The sequence below is a fragment of the Anaerobium acetethylicum genome, from assembly GCF_900096945.1.
In the GTDB taxonomy this organism is placed as follows: domain Bacteria; phylum Bacillota; class Clostridia; order Lachnospirales; family Lachnospiraceae; genus Anaerobium; species Anaerobium acetethylicum.
Genome location: NZ_FMKA01000001.1, coordinates 84,383 through 100,578, shown reverse-complemented (window position 1 = coordinate 100,578; position 16,196 = coordinate 84,383). Strand labels below are relative to the sequence as shown.

Annotated in this window: 13 protein-coding genes and 1 pseudogene; 2 read left to right on the top strand and 12 right to left on the bottom strand. The window is 43.0% G+C overall.

Annotation, left to right across the window (positions count from 1 at the left end):
• Positions 1 to 134: 134 nt before the first annotated feature.
• The 5 genes from BJR36_RS00430 to BJR36_RS00405 form a co-directional block, all read right to left on the bottom strand.
• On the bottom strand, positions 135 to 2,426 hold the full coding sequence (locus BJR36_RS00430) for an alpha-L-rhamnosidase-related protein (RefSeq protein WP_091228569.1): 2,292 nt from the start codon (positions 2,424 to 2,426) through the stop codon (positions 135 to 137).
• 170 nt (positions 2,427 to 2,596) lie between these two features.
• Complete coding sequence (locus tag BJR36_RS00425) at positions 2,597 to 4,423, bottom strand: cache domain-containing sensor histidine kinase (RefSeq protein ID WP_091228566.1); 1,827 nt, start codon at positions 4,421 to 4,423, stop codon at positions 2,597 to 2,599.
• Positions 4,424 to 5,911 (bottom strand): response regulator transcription factor, encoded by a 1,488-nt coding sequence (locus BJR36_RS00420; protein ID WP_091228564.1) that lies wholly within the window; start codon positions 5,909 to 5,911, stop codon positions 4,424 to 4,426. It lies immediately after the preceding gene.
• 347 nt (positions 5,912 to 6,258) lie between these two features.
• Complete coding sequence (locus BJR36_RS00410; protein ID WP_091228559.1) at positions 6,259 to 8,631, bottom strand: beta-glucosidase family protein; 2,373 nt, start codon at positions 8,629 to 8,631, stop codon at positions 6,259 to 6,261.
• A gap of 2 nt (positions 8,632 to 8,633) precedes the next feature.
• Complete coding sequence (locus tag BJR36_RS00405; RefSeq protein ID WP_169823550.1) at positions 8,634 to 10,028, bottom strand: MFS transporter; 1,395 nt, start codon at positions 10,026 to 10,028, stop codon at positions 8,634 to 8,636.
• Between the two features lie 326 nt (positions 10,029 to 10,354).
• Here BJR36_RS00405 and BJR36_RS00400 point away from each other — a divergent pair, with 326 nt between their 5' ends.
• Together BJR36_RS00400 and BJR36_RS00395 are read left to right on the top strand one after the other, a co-directional pair.
• Entirely contained in the window at positions 10,355 to 11,026 is a 672-nt protein-coding gene (locus BJR36_RS00400) for a response regulator transcription factor (protein WP_091228555.1), read from the top strand.
• Positions 11,023 to 12,057 (top strand): HAMP domain-containing sensor histidine kinase, encoded by a 1,035-nt coding sequence (locus tag BJR36_RS00395; RefSeq protein WP_091228552.1) that lies wholly within the window; start codon positions 11,023 to 11,025, stop codon positions 12,055 to 12,057. The genes BJR36_RS00400 and BJR36_RS00395 overlap by 4 nt, the downstream gene beginning before the upstream one ends.
• Before the next feature lie 86 nt (positions 12,058 to 12,143).
• On the opposite strand, the gene BJR36_RS00390 is transcribed toward BJR36_RS00395, so the two are convergent.
• From BJR36_RS00390 to BJR36_RS00365, 7 genes and pseudogenes are all read right to left on the bottom strand, one after another.
• Positions 12,144 to 12,545, bottom strand: coding sequence for a nuclear transport factor 2 family protein (locus BJR36_RS00390; protein WP_091228550.1), 402 nt, complete (start codon positions 12,543 to 12,545; stop codon positions 12,144 to 12,146).
• Positions 12,546 to 12,749: 204 nt separating this feature from the next.
• Entirely contained in the window at positions 12,750 to 13,616 is an 867-nt protein-coding gene (locus BJR36_RS00385) for an aldo/keto reductase (RefSeq protein ID WP_169823549.1), read from the bottom strand.
• Positions 13,617 to 13,724: 108 nt separating this feature from the next.
• The gene (locus BJR36_RS00380) at positions 13,725 to 14,333 is read right to left on the bottom strand and encodes a P-loop nucleotide/nucleoside kinase family protein (protein ID WP_091228546.1); all 609 of its coding nucleotides are present in this window, start codon (positions 14,331 to 14,333) and stop codon (positions 13,725 to 13,727) included.
• A gap of 88 nt (positions 14,334 to 14,421) precedes the next feature.
• Positions 14,422 to 14,631, bottom strand: a complete 210-nt coding sequence (locus BJR36_RS00375) for a ketopantoate reductase family protein (protein WP_278276574.1) — start codon at positions 14,629 to 14,631, stop codon at positions 14,422 to 14,424.
• A 188-nt stretch (positions 14,632 to 14,819) separates the two neighbouring features.
• Positions 14,820 to 15,089 (bottom strand): annotated as a pseudogene (locus tag BJR36_RS21230) (glutamine--fructose-6-phosphate transaminase (isomerizing)); the annotation flags it as partial.
• Between the two features lie 187 nt (positions 15,090 to 15,276).
• Positions 15,277 to 15,426 (bottom strand): hypothetical protein, encoded by a 150-nt coding sequence (locus BJR36_RS20155; RefSeq protein ID WP_169823541.1) that lies wholly within the window; start codon positions 15,424 to 15,426, stop codon positions 15,277 to 15,279.
• 105 nt (positions 15,427 to 15,531) lie between these two features.
• A complete protein-coding gene (locus BJR36_RS00365; RefSeq protein WP_091228539.1) occupies positions 15,532 to 15,759 on the bottom strand; it encodes an HPr family phosphocarrier protein in 228 nt (75 codons plus the stop codon).
• Positions 15,760 to 16,196: the final 437 nt, after the last annotated feature.

Genomic DNA, 16,196 nt, shown 5'->3' with positions numbered 1-16,196 from the left:
GATTAGATTCTTTTTCTTATATTAGTATTATAAAACGTATGATGACCTTTATATATATATCAAAACTATGATAAACAGGAAGATTATACGTTTCCGTTTCTGTATCATGATGGATTTCCATAACAGATTGGCAGCTATTCAGGACTTCGTCCTTCATGGTCATAACAGATTTCCATACCATCCGGACAATGGATCGTCAGTTTCACTTCCTCATTTTCCTGTTTTTCCCATGCCACTTCTATCTTCCCTTTTGGGGTCATCACTTCTCCTTTTGCCCAGCTCAGCCATTCTGTATGAGGCTGGATCATGATTTGTCCGCACCCGGGTTTTACAGGTCTCACTCCTAAAATGGAAGCCGGCATCTCGTATAACAGTAAGGATCCCCATGCATGACAATCACTTCTGCTGCTAATCGGATCCTCTGCGCAGGTAGTCAGATTATTATCAACCATTGTTCTCCAGATATCCCACAACCCATTCGTGTAATGATATAAACCGCACTTTTCAAGGGCTCTGAAGAGATAAAACATCATTGCAACCGAACACTGTGCATAGCGTTCACTGTTTATCAGCGTTTCCTCCAGCAAGGCTCTCCCGGCTTCTATGCTGACGGTGTCTGTCAGTATGGCAAAAACCTGGGTATGCTGGCTGTACGCTTCCATTCCCGGGCCATCTTGATACATGCCGTTTATACCTTTGCAGCATCGGTTCACGGCCTGTTGTGCATTTACGGCAGCTTTCCGATAACATTCTGCTGCAGCGTTTTGTCCCAGATAATCTGCCAGTTCTGCTGCATACTGCAGTCCAAGGACATACAGCAGGCTCTCCATGGTAATGGGGCCATCAAGTGTGACCGGCGGAACACCATCTGTCTTATCCCATTCTTTTGTCCAGTCGATAAAGGACCAGTAATTGTCCGGCTTGTTTAAACCGCCGATTTTCCCGACGATTCCACTTTCATCCAAACGGCTGTTAAAGTAATTTAAAATTCCTTCTACCACCGGCATATGTTTTTCTATCAGTTCCCGGTCACCAAAATACATCATATGGTCGTACAGCATGCCGATATAATAAATGGAAAATCCGGGAATCACATTGTTCTCATAATTCGGATAGGAGCACTGAATCATCCCGTCTTCCAGCGCCGATTGTCTGAAATCCTCCATGCATTTTCTTGCAAGGCGGTCATCGGCTGCCGTTGCATAAGTGAACAGCATCTGGCTTCTGGAATCCATGGCATACTGAAGCTGCTCATAAAACGGACAATCCACATAGGTCTCGAACATGCATCGTCTTAGTGTTCTGGCAGAAATATCCCAGACTCCATCCAGGGAAGAATCTGAGGCCTTTCCCCATGACTGGATTTCCAGCGGGTAGCCCGTTTCGGTATAATCAAAGCCGAGCAGCTGCAGCGGTTCTTCTTTTGTTTCAATCCTCAACCGGATATACCGGAACGTGCGGAACCAGAATGGCTCATAGACCTCCGGAATCCCTTCCGTTCCCCCGCCAAAAGCCAGGTAGAAATCCTCATTTCCATAGAGGTCTCCATGGACTGCATCTGTCCGGTCTCCTTTTCGGGGCAGGCGTTTGAACGGATCTTCGTGTTCGCACCGCTCTCCGGCGTAACACTCTGCCTGCAGCAAAGTTATTTCCGCACCTGCGCCTTGTGCCATCCGCAACTGCAGATAACCGGTCATCAGTTCCCCTGCATCGATATCCACGCTTTCTACTGTATTCGAAGGAACAAGAAGCGTCCGTTTCTCCTGTAAAAAATCCTTCCATTCATCCGGTGAGTAATCAGAACGATGCTGCTTTGAAATTTCCCTGAACTTTCCCTTGATCTTCCTGAGAAACGGGATTGTACGCAGAGACAGGTTCTTAATTTCCGTTTCGTCTGTTCCATATTCCCTGGCTGGTTTCCAGTCTGCAGCATCATAGTTTTCATGCATCCACAGAAGCGAAGTCTGATTGCCGGCTGCACGTTCATAAATCTGCATTGGTGCAAACCAGGGATTTTCCGAAACGATCTGGATGTGTTCCGCTCTCCTGCATATCCAGTCTCCTTTTATATTGGTATATAAGCCAGGGGTTTTTGTACGGAAAGTGCTGAAATTCCCCTTATAATGTTCCACCGGGTAATGCAGGACAGCGACTGCCAGAATATTTCTTCCGTTTTTTAATAATGGTGCAATATCCAGCTCGTCATAATACCAGATCTGGTCATTTCCTTTTGATGGCCCTGCTTCTGCCAGCTTCTGATTGACGTATAATTTGTACCTGGAATCTGCAGACATACATATAGTAAAATGCTCAGGCTTTTCTTCCAGTTCTATTTCTTTCCTGAAATATACAAAGACCGGAGACGTCTCTTTTTCCGCATTCCATTCCGGAAGCCAGTACCATGTACAATCGTCATTTTGATTCATATGCGTAACAACTCCTTTTCTCGGGATATCTGAACAGATACCTCTTCTCTTTCTGTTATCAAGTATAAGAAAATCACGACTGCTTTCCCATATGATAAAAATATGATAAACAGTAAATTATTACGCAAAAAACTCTGCACGCAGAAATTCATTCTGCATGCAGAGCTTTTTTACTGGATCATCCGTTCTGCTTCTTCGCATTCAATCAGCGGAATTCTGATATGGGCAACCGTCCCTTCCCCGGGAGGGCTATCATAAGTGACTCCATATTTCTCTCCAAAACACAGCTTGATCCGGAAATTTATATTGCGGATTCCGTATCCTTTTGTCCCGGGATTCATATATTCCGTTTCAAGCTGATGAATCAGTTCCCTGGACATCCCCTTTCCATCATCCCTGACGTGGAAAATAACATCCGAATCCTGAATTTCCGCCGTGACCTTTATCTGCAGGGTCTTCATTTCCGGATTTTCTGCAATTCCATGAATAATTGCATTTTCCACAAAAGGCTGTAGAATGATATTCAGGCATGCTTTGTCAAGAATCTCTTCCGGTACGTTCTGTTCATAGGCAATTGCATGATCAAAATGAACATTTTCAATATTCACATATGCCTGCACATGCTCCAGCTCCTCACGGATCGTCAGGATGCTTTTCCCCCGGTTAAGGCTCAGCCGGTAGAATCTGGACAGGTTATGCACCATCTGCTCTATATCCGAAGCTCCATAGTCCACCGCCATCCAGTTGATCAGATCCAGCGTGTTATACAGGAAATGGGGATTGATCTGTGCCTGAAGCGCTTTGATCTCGGATACCTTCATATCGCGTCCGAGACGGAAATGTTCCTGCAGCAGTCTTCGCACTTCATCTACCATGAAATTGAAGTTCCGGTATATTTCATCGATTTCATCTCCCTGCTCTCCCGTATCCATCGGAAGCTGGGCATTCATATCGCCTTTCTGAATGCTTGTCATCTTAAGCCGCAGATTCGAAAGCCGCTTTACATAAAACCTAGACAGCAGATAAGAAACGGCGGAAGCCAGAATGACAATCAAAGCAATCGTCACATACTGAAACACCTGGATAAATGTCTGCTGGTGCTGATATTCCTCATAAGGGATCAGGGATATCATCTGCCAGTCTGCAGTATCTACCTGTTTTCGGATCATAAAATAGCGCTCGCCGCCGATCCGGATCTTTTCCCATGATTTATCAGATCCCCTTGCCGGAAATCCATCATTTTCCTGCAGGTTCAGCAGCTTTCCCGAATCCGAAGAAACCAGAATCTCATTATTCTGGTCTAAGAGATAAATCAAGCCATCCTGCGTGATATTCGCATTTTTCATCAGATCTATGAATTTTTCCAACTCAATGCTGATACTGCAGATCTGCAATGGCCGCGGCAGACTGTCTTTTGAAAATATCCTCTTGAACAAGGTGAGTGCAGGTACCGCATCCTCTGAATTCAATAACTTTTTTTCCTGGGTAATGGCATAATAGAAGCTTCCCTGATTCAATGCTGTATCCATTTTCTCAAAATCTTCCCGTTCTTTCAGCATTGACTCTTCATAAAAATAATAATGATTCGAGGAATACATCAATTCATCCGGTACATACAGGCCCAGACGATAGATAGGATTTGACAGTTCATAGGAAGAAAAGCTCTGGCTGAGCCTTAAAAATTCCCTGTACTGTTCCCCATATGTCCTGTCCCGGGTATACTGCTCTGAACCTAGTATCTCCTGCACCACGCCGCTGTTTTCGACCAGAACTGCCAGGTACTGCATATTCTGCACATAATTATTCAAAAATGACACTGCCTGATCTGATGACTGTTCCATAGAATATTTTATCTTTTCTTCATATTTTACTGTTATATAGTGATAGCAGACGGTATTCAGAAGAATATAAATAACAGCAATTGGAATTGCAAAAGAAATCATCATTTTCTTCTGCATTGACATATTTCTTATGAAGGGTCTTATAATTTTTTTCATTTAAACCACCATTTTTTCCCGATATTCGGATGGAGTAACACCCAGTTTCTTTTTGAAAATCTTCGCAAAATAGTTCGAATCCTCATAGCCCACCATCGGTGCGATCTGATACAGTTTCCATTTCGGATTCTGAAGCAGCAGTTTGGCCTGATCTACTCTTACATTCACCAGATACTGCCCTATGGTTATCCCTGTATTCTTCTTAAATAAATTGCTTAAATATGTAGGTGTTAGATATACATGTTCTGCAAGGGTCTTTATGGAAAGATCAGACTCCGTATAATGCTGCAGCACATAATCCATAACTTTCTGAATAATATAGGAATTATTGCTGTCATCTTCAATAAACTCATTCTTCTTTATCAAATCGCAGATATACTGCTCCAGCTCATACAGCGTTTCCGCATTTTCGATTTCACGGGAGTGCTCTGCATGAGGCTGCGTCTCTGTTTCTCTGGTGTACACATTTCTCTTGAGCCTCAGCATCACATCCTCCAACGAATAGTAAAGATAACGGATATCTGCATTTATAAATAGCCGTTCCTCCACCAGGGTCTTTGTCATTTCCCTGACATTCTTTACCGCCTGCTCCTTATCCTTCTGCGCAAGCGCCTGGGTAAACCGGTCCAGCATGGCTCTATCCACTGAAAATTTCCGCTTTCTTACCGGGATATCTTCCTGGGTTGCGATATGGTTCCAGTCCTTATAACTGAGGCATTTTAAAGCCTGTGCAGCAGCTTCGTAGGATGCCTGGATCTTGTCCTGCCCCTGCTCTTCCGTTCCGAAAGCCAGAAAATAATCAATCCCTGCTTCTTTCATAATACTGTAAAAGGTATGGATGCTGCTTTTCAATCTTTTTCCCATCGCATCCGTATCTGAAAACAGAGCTGCAATATTCAGCCGGTCCACCTGTTCTAACTGGCAATGTATCTTCACGTTATTTGAGTAGGCTGTTAATTTCTGATTCAGCATTTCCATTGCAGAAATTCTGTCTGCTTCATTTTTTAAATGGATTAAACACACTTCAAAAAACTTATCTTCCGTAAGCGCATAATTAATACTGTTTGAATTTGTAAAAAGAGACTGGACAACCGCAGACCTTTGACTGCGGGCTTTCTCAATGCGTGCTGCCGCTTCTGCCACGGCTTCTGTAAGCTCCTGAATATTGACCGGCTTTTCTACATAGCTGACCGCATGCAGCTGGATTGCCGCTTTCAGGTATTCCTTGTCCGAAAAACCTGTCACAAATATGATTTCACTTTCCGGAAACTTTTCACGCAGCTTCTGGCATAAAGTAACACCATTCATTCCCGGCATATTAATATCCGAAATAATCAAATCCGGTTTTGTATCTTCGCATATCAGGAATGCTTCCCCAGCATGTTCCGCAGACATCACATTTTCTATTCCCAGCTTCTTCCATGGCACATGATTCAAAATTCCATTTCTGATAACCTGTTCATCCTCCACAACGATTGCATTAATCATGCCGCCACCTCCACACACTAAAATATATATATTCAAAAAAGTGCTACTTTTGCTGAAATTGAATCCTACTGCAAAGCTACTTCTACATTATTCCTATTGTACCAAATCATTGATGGGATGGCTAGGTCAAAGCAGATATTCGCATTCCGCCTATGCTGCCTGCTTATGACCTGATTACCACTTTGTTGTATTTCAGCATGAACCTGGCTCATACTGAAACTAGCAAGTCCATACCCCGCTTGAAGATGCGGAGTTATGGACTTGCTAAGGTTAATTGTAATATTCATTTCACATCTGACTGCCAATTTATGAAATCTTTCGACGAATAGCAGGTCAGGCATCACAGGTCAGGCATTCAACTCCGCACACAATGCTTCTAGCTCTTCCTCATCTACATTTCCGCAAAATGCTGCAATCAGGGAAATCGACTGCATATATAAATGGTCCATTTGGGGCATCTGTGAAATGACAGCCGGATTCGCCAAAAGTGCCTCCGCAGCTTCTGCCGGTATCACTCCATACGCTGCAACGCCGCGTATAAAATCACAAACACGGGCATCCCAGAATTGCTTTCCTCGTTCTGTCGCAAATAACTCCTTCATAGGTGTCTGCAGTGTAAAGAACACTTTTTCCTTCATATCGCCTGCATCTATCGAAATACTCTCTTCAAGAACAATATCATGGGAAGAACGTCCGATCTGGATTCGGCATTCACCACTTTCTAGAGCCCAGTCATTCTTTGCAACACTCCAGTAGGCAAAATCCCTCGACTCCAGTTTAAAACTTACAGTCTTCGTTTCGCCGACCTCAAGGTTCACTTTTTCGAAATCACGAAGCTCTCTTACAGGCCTTGGAAGGCTTCCCTTTGACGGAGCCACATACAGCTGGACCACCTCGCTGCCCCCGCGGCTTCCTATATTGGTCACATCCACCCGCACTTCGACACTATCTCTGCCCTGCAGCCGCTCTTTTTCTATATGCAGATTTGAAAATGCAAATTCCGTATAGGAAAGGCCGTGTCCAAAAGGAAACCTCACATCGACCTTCTTGCTTTCATAATAGCGGTATCCGACAAACATTCGCTCATTATAATTGGCACCTTCCTTATCGCCCGGAAAAATCAGGTAGGATGGGTTGTCTTCCAGCCTGACCGGGAAGCTTTCTGCGAGATGTCCGCTTGGATTTACTTTTCCATACAGGATGTCCACGGTAGCTTCACCGGCTGCTTCGCCAGGAAGATATGCTTCCAGAATTGCCTTCACACGATTCGCCCAAGGCAGCTCGATTGCAGAACCATTATATAGTACCACTGCCGTATTCGGCTGGGATTTTGTCACCGCTTCAATCAGCCTCACATGGCTTTCGGGCATTTTCATGTCTTTTCTGTCAAACCCTTCAGATTCCATCAATTCCGGAAGCCCTGCAAAAATCACTGCGACATCCGCTTCCTTTGCCAGGCTGACTGCCTCGATAATCAATGCTTCATCCACGTCATTTTCAAATTTATCGTCCGGCCTTGCACTGTTGGAAACAGCCTCTATAACGGCACTTTGATCAAGTTCTTTCGTATAGGGTGCGTAACCGTCTGCATAGCTCAGATTATTTTCCTCTGCAAATCCCTCTGCGATTACCGCATCATATGCACCGATCACTTTATAGCTGTTCACATGGCTGGAACCGCCTCCCTGATAGCGCGGGTTCTTTGCATAAGCACCGATAAACGCCACCTTCTGCCTGCCGGAAATCGGCAGAATCTGATCCTCATTCTTCAGAAGCACCATGCTTTCCGCTGCCACTTTTCTCGCAAATGCATGGTCAGATTCATAATCAAATGTCACATTCTCCTGTTTGTTTTCGGTCAGCTCTTTCACCATGAAAAGGATACGCTCACAGGCCTCATCCAGCACGCTTTCTGCAAGCTCTCCCTTCTCAACGGCTTCAACAAGCTTCCTGTCCGTCTTCGTTGCGGAAGGCATCGTAATGTCTGTTCCCGCCTCCACCGCCTTCACCCGGTTATGGACCGCGCCCCAGTCACTGACAACGACGCCCTCGTATCCCCATTCTTTCCTGAGCACATCCGTGAGGTATTTTCTGCTCTCTGTAGCAAATGTCCCATCTATCTTATTATAGGCTGCCATAACCGTCACAGGCTTTGCTTCCTTTATGACCTGTTCAAATGCGGGCAGATAGTATTCACGCTTCGTACGCTCGTCTACCTCCGAAGATATTTCCATCCTTCGGGTTTCCTGATTATTTGCAAAAAAATGCTTTAAGCTTGTACCCACTCCCTGACTCTGCACACCCTTAACAAATGCGGTTCCAAGTTTTCCGGCGACACATGGGTCTTCACTGAAATACTCGAAATTCCTTCCACAGAGCGGATTCCGTTTCATATTTACACCCGGACCCAGAAGAATCTGAACATCGGATGCCTGGCTCTCTTGTCCAAGCCTTTCCCCCATTTCCTTCAGGAGTTCCGGATCAAAACTGTTTCCAGTTGCACATGCAGCCGGAAAACATACTGCTTTTATGCTTTGTTCCTTCAACAGGCTTCCCTCTGAAGCCTCCTGTGTACGAAGTCCGTGAGGTCCGTCGCTCATTCTGACTGCAGGCACACCCAGCCTCTCCACAGCTTTTGTAAACCAATCATTTTCACCGGAACAGAGGCCGGCTTTTTCTTCGATTGTCATATTACGAATAATTTCTTTTATATTCTCCATCTTTACTCATTGCCTCCCGCCAGACTGACAGCCTTAGCCGCATTATCTCTTTCGATCTGAGGCATCAGCTTATCCAGCCTGCCGTATGCCAGCATGAGCACGCCTACAATCAAATACATAATCGCCGGCACAACCCCAATGGCTAAGCGGATCGTCATGATTGCCGAATCCGGCTGAGTTGCTGCTGTTCCAACATAACCTGATGCTTCCAGCATGACACCGAACAAAAGTCCCCCTAAACCGTTTCCGCATTTGTTTACGAAATTTCGAAAGCTTCCAAGAGATCCTTCCAGCCTTGGAAGTCCTTTCCATTCACTGTAGGAACAGCAGTCCAATATCTGCAGATCTACAAGGAAAGTAATCGGCATAACGCCGATTCCGCCGATAATGGCTGCCACGATAATCATTGGAATACTTGCCCCGGCTGCAAACATTACCAGGGCGCCGATAATCTGCAGCGCAGTTCCCCACACAATCAGCCTTCCCTTCGGCATTCTTTTCAGAAGCGGAGGAACAAAAAACATGACCGGAAGAACAACTACACTGACTGCCATAATCATGCCCATAATTCCTATGTTTCCGACAACATATTTATAAAAATAAGTGCCAACACCCATGGATAAGACGGTTCCCTGCAACATCTGCGCCAACGCGACCATCCAGATAAATGGATTTTTCCCCAGAACTTTAAAAATGCTATGAATTGCTACTTTCTCGGTTGTGCTTTCTTCGACCTTGATATCTTCCTTTACCAAAAAGAATCTCATGATGCCGATCACGCCAAGAGGAATTGCATAGATTGCGAGCAAAGTGCTCCAGCCTTTCGCACTTGTTGCCAATGTACCCATCAATATCGGGAATGAAATACTAACGATGATTGAACCGACCATTGTAAGCAGCCCGCCATAAGATGCAATCCTGACTAATTGCCCTTTCGAAAATGCGCGGACCATATATGGCATCTGTGCTGAATTCAGAATTGTATTGAATATGGCCCGTACAAGCAGGGACATAATGAATACCCATGCATATTTCAATGTCATGCTAAAGTTCGGCGGGCAGCTGTAAAGCAGCCATGTGCATAACCAGACGCCTATAATGCACAATTCATAAGGACGCCCTTTTCCCAGCTTCGTGTTTGTTCTGTCTACCACATATCCGGCCAGCAGGTCAGTAACCGCATCAACGATATTGCCAAACATCATAAGAGTTGCCACCAAGGCCGGCGATAATCCCAACTGGTCTGTAAAATAGATTCCTAAAAATCCCTGAATGACAATATTGCATGCCGATGACAAGGAACGCGACTGCCATGCAAAAAACTTTCCAGCTCCGATTCGATCCGGATTCTTTTCTCTTTTACCCATTACTTCATCCTCCATTTTTGTACTTTTCATTTTCATTCAGTTCTGCGTGGTGTGAAACTTCTAAACCAAATTCCCTGAAATCCAACTTACATGTTTATTAATAAACAAAATTCCTATTGCTTATTCATACTATAAACAATAGGAATTCATGGGTATATACATTTTTTTGTTTTTGTGCACTTATTTGTTGTTTTTAATAAAATCTACGACCTTATTTCCTTTTCTGCATATCACAAGAGTAACGCCATATTACTTTTTTCAACTGGATTCCTAACCGCTTTCACACATATAGTTGATGTTTTGTTGATAATTCTGTTGTATGATATGAAATAAAACCTTAAAAGGAGATTGAAACAATGTTTCGTGTAATAGTAGCTGAAGATGATACTGAAATCAGACAGCTTTACGCCAAAGTATTAAGAAGAAACGGATACGATGTCACAGAAGCCAACGATGGCCAGGATGCCCTGGATATTCTGGACACTACCCAGCCCGACCTGATCATTGCCGACCTTATGATGCCGCGCATAGATGGCTACGAGCTGATTACCAGCCTTCGAAATTCCGGATATAAGATTCCCATACTGATTATAACGGCCAAAGATTCTTTCATGGATCTGGAACAGGGATTTTTGTCCGGAGCCGATGACTATATGGTAAAGCCTGTCAATATCAACGAAATGGTACTCCGTGTACAGGCGCTTTTGCGCCGGGCCCAGATGGTATCTGAACGCAAATTTATAATCGGCCAGACTGTCTTTAATTATGATTCATACTCCGTAACAGATAACAGCAAGGAAATGTCAATGCCCCAAAAAGAGTTCCTGCTGCTTTTTCAATTGATCTCTAATTGCGGCAAAGCCTTTACAAGACTTCAGTTAATGGATGAGGTTTGGGGCTATGATTCCGATGCGGATCCGCATACTGTAGATGTCCATATAAACCGGCTCAGAAACAGATTTATCAACAATACCGATTTTGAAATTGTCACAATCCGGGGCATGGGATATAAGGCGGTGAAAAGATGACTGATAAAAGAAATCCCCCGGACAACTCCGCATTCGCATATTGCTTAAGGATTCTTGTCCCTTGTGCGCTTGGAACATTTGTGCTGATAGGCGCCACGACTTATATACTTTTCACATATGGGTTTTCAAAAGGGGCGATACAGGCGAACGTCGGTTTTGTGTTGCTTTTCATGATCAACATCGAATTGCTTTGCCCTTTTTTACTTGTCCGCCAGCTGGTTAAGCCTTTGCAGATATTAAATCGTGCCTCCGAAAAAGTGACCATGGGTGATTTTGATGTTTCACTGGACTACAAAGGTAAAATCACCGAATTGGAGACCGTATTCCACAATTTTAAGACAATGACTGAAGAACTATCCTCCATTGAAACCTTGCGTTCCGATTTTGTCTCTAATGTGTCTCATGAATTCAAGACGCCGCTCACTGCCATAGAAGGCTATGCAACACTGATGCAGAATCCTGATATCTCAGAAAGTGAAAAAGAGGAATACATCGACCGCATTTTGTATAACACAAAGCGCCTGTCCTCTTTAGTCGGAAATATCCTGATGCTCAGCAAGCTGAACAATCAGACTATCCAGCCTGAAATCAGAACATACCGCCTGGATGAGCAGATCCTGCAGATTCTGCTGCAGCAGGAAGCTGTCTGGTGTGCCAAGGGTATCGAATTTGATCTGGATATGAAGGAAATCACTTATACCGGAGCCGAGCAGCTGCTTTATCATGTCTGGTCCAATCTGATCAGTAATGCGGTCAAATTCAGCCATCAAAACGGAATTATCCGGATAAGCCTGTATAAGAAAGGCCCCAGAATTGTCTTTGAAATTGCTGATCAGGGTATTGGCATATCTGAACAGAATCTTCGTCATGTTTTTGAGAAATTCTATCAGGCTGATACTTCCCACAAAAAAGAAGGGAACGGGCTGGGTCTCGCCCAAGTTAAGAAGATTATCGAATTGACCGGGAATCAGATTACGGCTGCCAGCGAGAATGGAAAAGGAAGTATCTTTACCGTCCAATTATTTGAATAATGAAGAGAAGCAACAGGCTAAAGCTTAACCGGTTGCTTCTCTTTTACTATCCATTCCTCTTATTCTGATTATTCTTAATATTCTACTTATTCTGCTGAAAGGGGCTTGTCAGAAAGTGCCCATCCTTCAACGACCCTCGCTCCTATCGGTTCCGGGTTGTCTTTGAAATTGACGAATTCCATTGTCATCTGCTCAATCTTCTCGCCTGTTTTCTTGTTCGTAATGTTTACCGAATAGCGAATTGCGCACCAATCATCCTCCACAAGCATATTGTAGAAATCGCCCAGTTCAACATCAAATGCCGAGAAAAACTGGCCCATCATATCCTTATACTGCTGAAGGGTCAGACGTTGACCGTAAACATTGTAATGGGCATCTGGCTCATACAGGGTATTACACCAGTCTAACCATGATTCGTATCCATTGTTCCAGTTTTTAAATCCAGTTTGAAGGCGGTCTCTTATTGCCTCCTGAAAATTTTTGTTCATCTTTCGTTGTCCTTTCTTTGCTGTCCCGGTACTCCGGGTTCGTCATCATATTTTCTTTGAACTCGCTTACAAAGTATCTGCAAGCTGTAAGATTATGATAGCAGTTCCAGGTAAACGCAAGTTAAACACAATATCAACTAAAGTTGAACTTCTGACTGTATTTATTATTTCCACAAATCGAGACCAGATATTATCATGTTTTTCTTAAAAGAAAGGATAGTCTTTCACTTTTTCATAAGATTGTTTTAAAAATATCAAATCCTTTTCTGTCAAAGGATTCTTCAAGCATTCCTCAATATTTTCAACGACAAATGAGAAATTCACAAAATCTCCTGGCGGAACCAGGGAATCAGCTCCAAGATTAAGAGTATATTTCATCGCTGCAAGCCGCAGCTCCTTATTATCCAAATTGATTGGCTTACACCAGGATTTTGGAAATGGTGAATGATCCCTTTCATTCGAATCGATCCAGGCGCGTTCGATAAGCTGCTTCATTCCAAGAAGCCCCATCCCTTTTTCTTTCGCTGTTTGGCATAATCGTGTTCCCATATCATGTCCTATATTCATGTGCCAGTTTAGCGGGAACAGCACCGTATCGAAATCATAAAGTGCCATTGCTTTCAATGCAACTGCTTCATTATGGCAGGTAATGCCTAATTTTCGAACCAGCCCCTGTTCTTTGGCTTTTACCATCATCTCCATAATGCCGCCGACACCGAATGCCTGCTCCACATCTTCATCCTCGCATAAGGCATGCATCTGATAGACATCAAAATAATCAGTGTGAAGCGCGCGGAGAGACTGTTCAAATTCTTTCTCAGCATCCGCTTTCATTCTGCAGGTCGTCTTGCAGGCAAGATGTATGCTTTTCCGATATGGTATAAGAGAATTTCCCAGTTTTTCCTGTGCATCTTCATAAGATGGGGCAACATCAAAATAATTGATGCCTCGATCAATTGCCCATGATACGTATTTGTCAGAAGCATCCTGACTATCTCTCATTGAAACAATGCCACCATATGCTACCGGGGAGATTTCAAAGCCTGTATTGCCGAATTTTCTTTTAATCATAAGCTCCATCCTTTCTGGTATATTTGATTAATTACGTAACTTCTCTGCCCGAAATACGGGTTGCGATAATAACGAAAAAATATACAGATGTTAAACTGATAATGATATTTAGCTGGGATCAGCAGAATATGTCGTCTCCTCCAGTATATCAACGATTCGTCTTAATGATTCATTGAATTCTTCATCGGAAGAATTTTTAAAAATCAATAGATCATCAATTACAGCCGGATCGTCCAATGTCACCGGAATATCAAAATTTTCTCTTGCAATGTATTCATCCCAATTAGCAAGCTTCCAGGTGTCCCGGTCAGAGTTTCTTGCTATCATCCTCTGTTTGCTTACTTCAATTGTTGTTTCTACCCAAATTACGACGAGACTTGCATTCTTTTCTTTTAACCTGTTTTTCAGGTTTTGAATATACGTTTCATCTCGAATTTCTTCTCTGAATGGTGCATTGATTAACACAATATCATCATATTCAAGTGCTTCTAAGGCCAGATCAACAATTGTTTCATATTCATAGTCCCTGATGTATTCTTCAAAGAAAGGGGAACTTCTGTTATATTCTTCGCCCGCAGCTGCAAATATCTGTTTTGATAAAGGGATGAGTGTGTCTTTATCCAGATAAACAACATGCTTAAGCGCCTTTGCCAACTGCTTTGATACATACGTTTTACCACAGCCCGGTGGTGATGTTACTAATATTAATTTCTTCATTTACATTTTCCTCCTCATATTTATTAGCAATGTGACTATTCAGGATTATGCCTTTCATAGCCATACAAGATGCACGCAAATTGCAGAATCAGCAATTTTCTTCATCATAGGTTCCTTCAATGGCATGAATCAGATCCACTATCAAAGAGTTATAGGGTGTTGCAACACCATATGATTTAGCTTGTTCGACAACAGCTCCGTTAATTCTGTCTATTTCGGTCAGCCGCTTGTGCTGCCGGTCCTGATACATGGATGAATATCCTTCTCCTGCTTGTTCATTCGCTGCCGAAGTGCACAATAAACAGTCTTTTGCAGATTCTTATTAAATTATAACAGACAAAAGTCCAAATAACACCCTTTGTTTCCATGTGGAATGTTATTTATCATAGGATATTTTCTTGTGACATGAAAAGGCGCATGAACTTTGCTTTCCCAAAGTCCATGCGCCTGTACTGTACTACATTATGCTATTTATACAGAATCTCCTTACTCAACCGTCACCGATTTCGCCAGGTTCCTTGGTTTATCGACATCAAGCCCTTTTGCCACTGATACATAATAAGCAAGCAGCTGTAGCGGTATGATCGCCAATGATGTTGCAAAGTAATGTGATGCCTCTGGTATATATAACGTAAAAGCCGCCAGATTTTCCATCTGATGGTTCCCCTCATTTGTTACAGCCATTATATAGGCACCTCTTGATTTTACCTCTACAGGAATCCTCGTCATCTTTTCTAAAACGCATTTCGCAGATACCCCCACGTGATAAGCTGATCCACAGGCTATAATATAGATTTTTCTGATAGTTCGGATTTCATCCTCCGACAATCCAAGTTCATCCAACACAATCTGTCCGTCTTTGATTCGGGGTGATATCGTGTTCTCTACTGCCTTAGGCTGTTCATAGATTTCTTTCAGCATGAAATGCTCATAACCGTTTTATTCAGCTGCCTGCTCGTCCCAGGGATGCTTCGTAGTAAGCGTCTCCGTCATAGTTGAGAAGGCATCCGAGTTCCATAACCTCATGAGGCATGCATGATGCAGTAAGTTGCTCCACCGCCGCAGAATTTTCCCGTCCTTGCAATGATTTCATCGCATCCGAATAGCACAAAAAAACTGTTGTACAATCAACGAATTTGTCAGTTGTACAACAGCGATATTCTATTCCTATTCTCTTCTGATATTCACCTGCTATTTATTAGCAGCAATACTGCTCAATGCTCTGAATCAGCTTATCCGGTTTCTCTGAATGTATAATCAGCTCCAGATTCGGCGCTCCCCTGAGCGGAGCCACACCCACTAATGATTTCGCATCTACCGCATAGTTTCCGCAGCACAGATCACAATGGTATTCGAATTTTTTGATTATATCGACAAACTTGCTCACAGCTTCCTTGTCAGACAAAAATACTGGTATCTTATGCATAATATCCCTCATTTCATATATTTTCTAAAAAACATAATGCAAAAACATTATGATGTCGGGGTAAAAAGGTATTTTATCCCCTGATACCTACGGATTAATATGTTTCTTATTTGCAAAGAATACCATGATATCAGAAAAATAACTAATTCAACTTTTAAAAAAATAGCTCATTTTTCAATTGTTAAAACATTGGCAATAAAGGGGCCCGGGGACAGTTCGATTGTTTTTCAATTTGCCAGTGCCAGATAAAGAATTAATCTGTTCATTTTTGTTGATATGCGATATAATTGAAAAAATGTTTGTAACTATTCAGCAGTCCGGTGACGCGAGGTGTTTTTATGCTGGTTTTGCATAAAAACCCGAGTTCTGCGTACGCCAAATTGCCGATTTTGCAATTTGTGTGCATCATCTGTGACTATGAAGAACGTAGTTCTGAA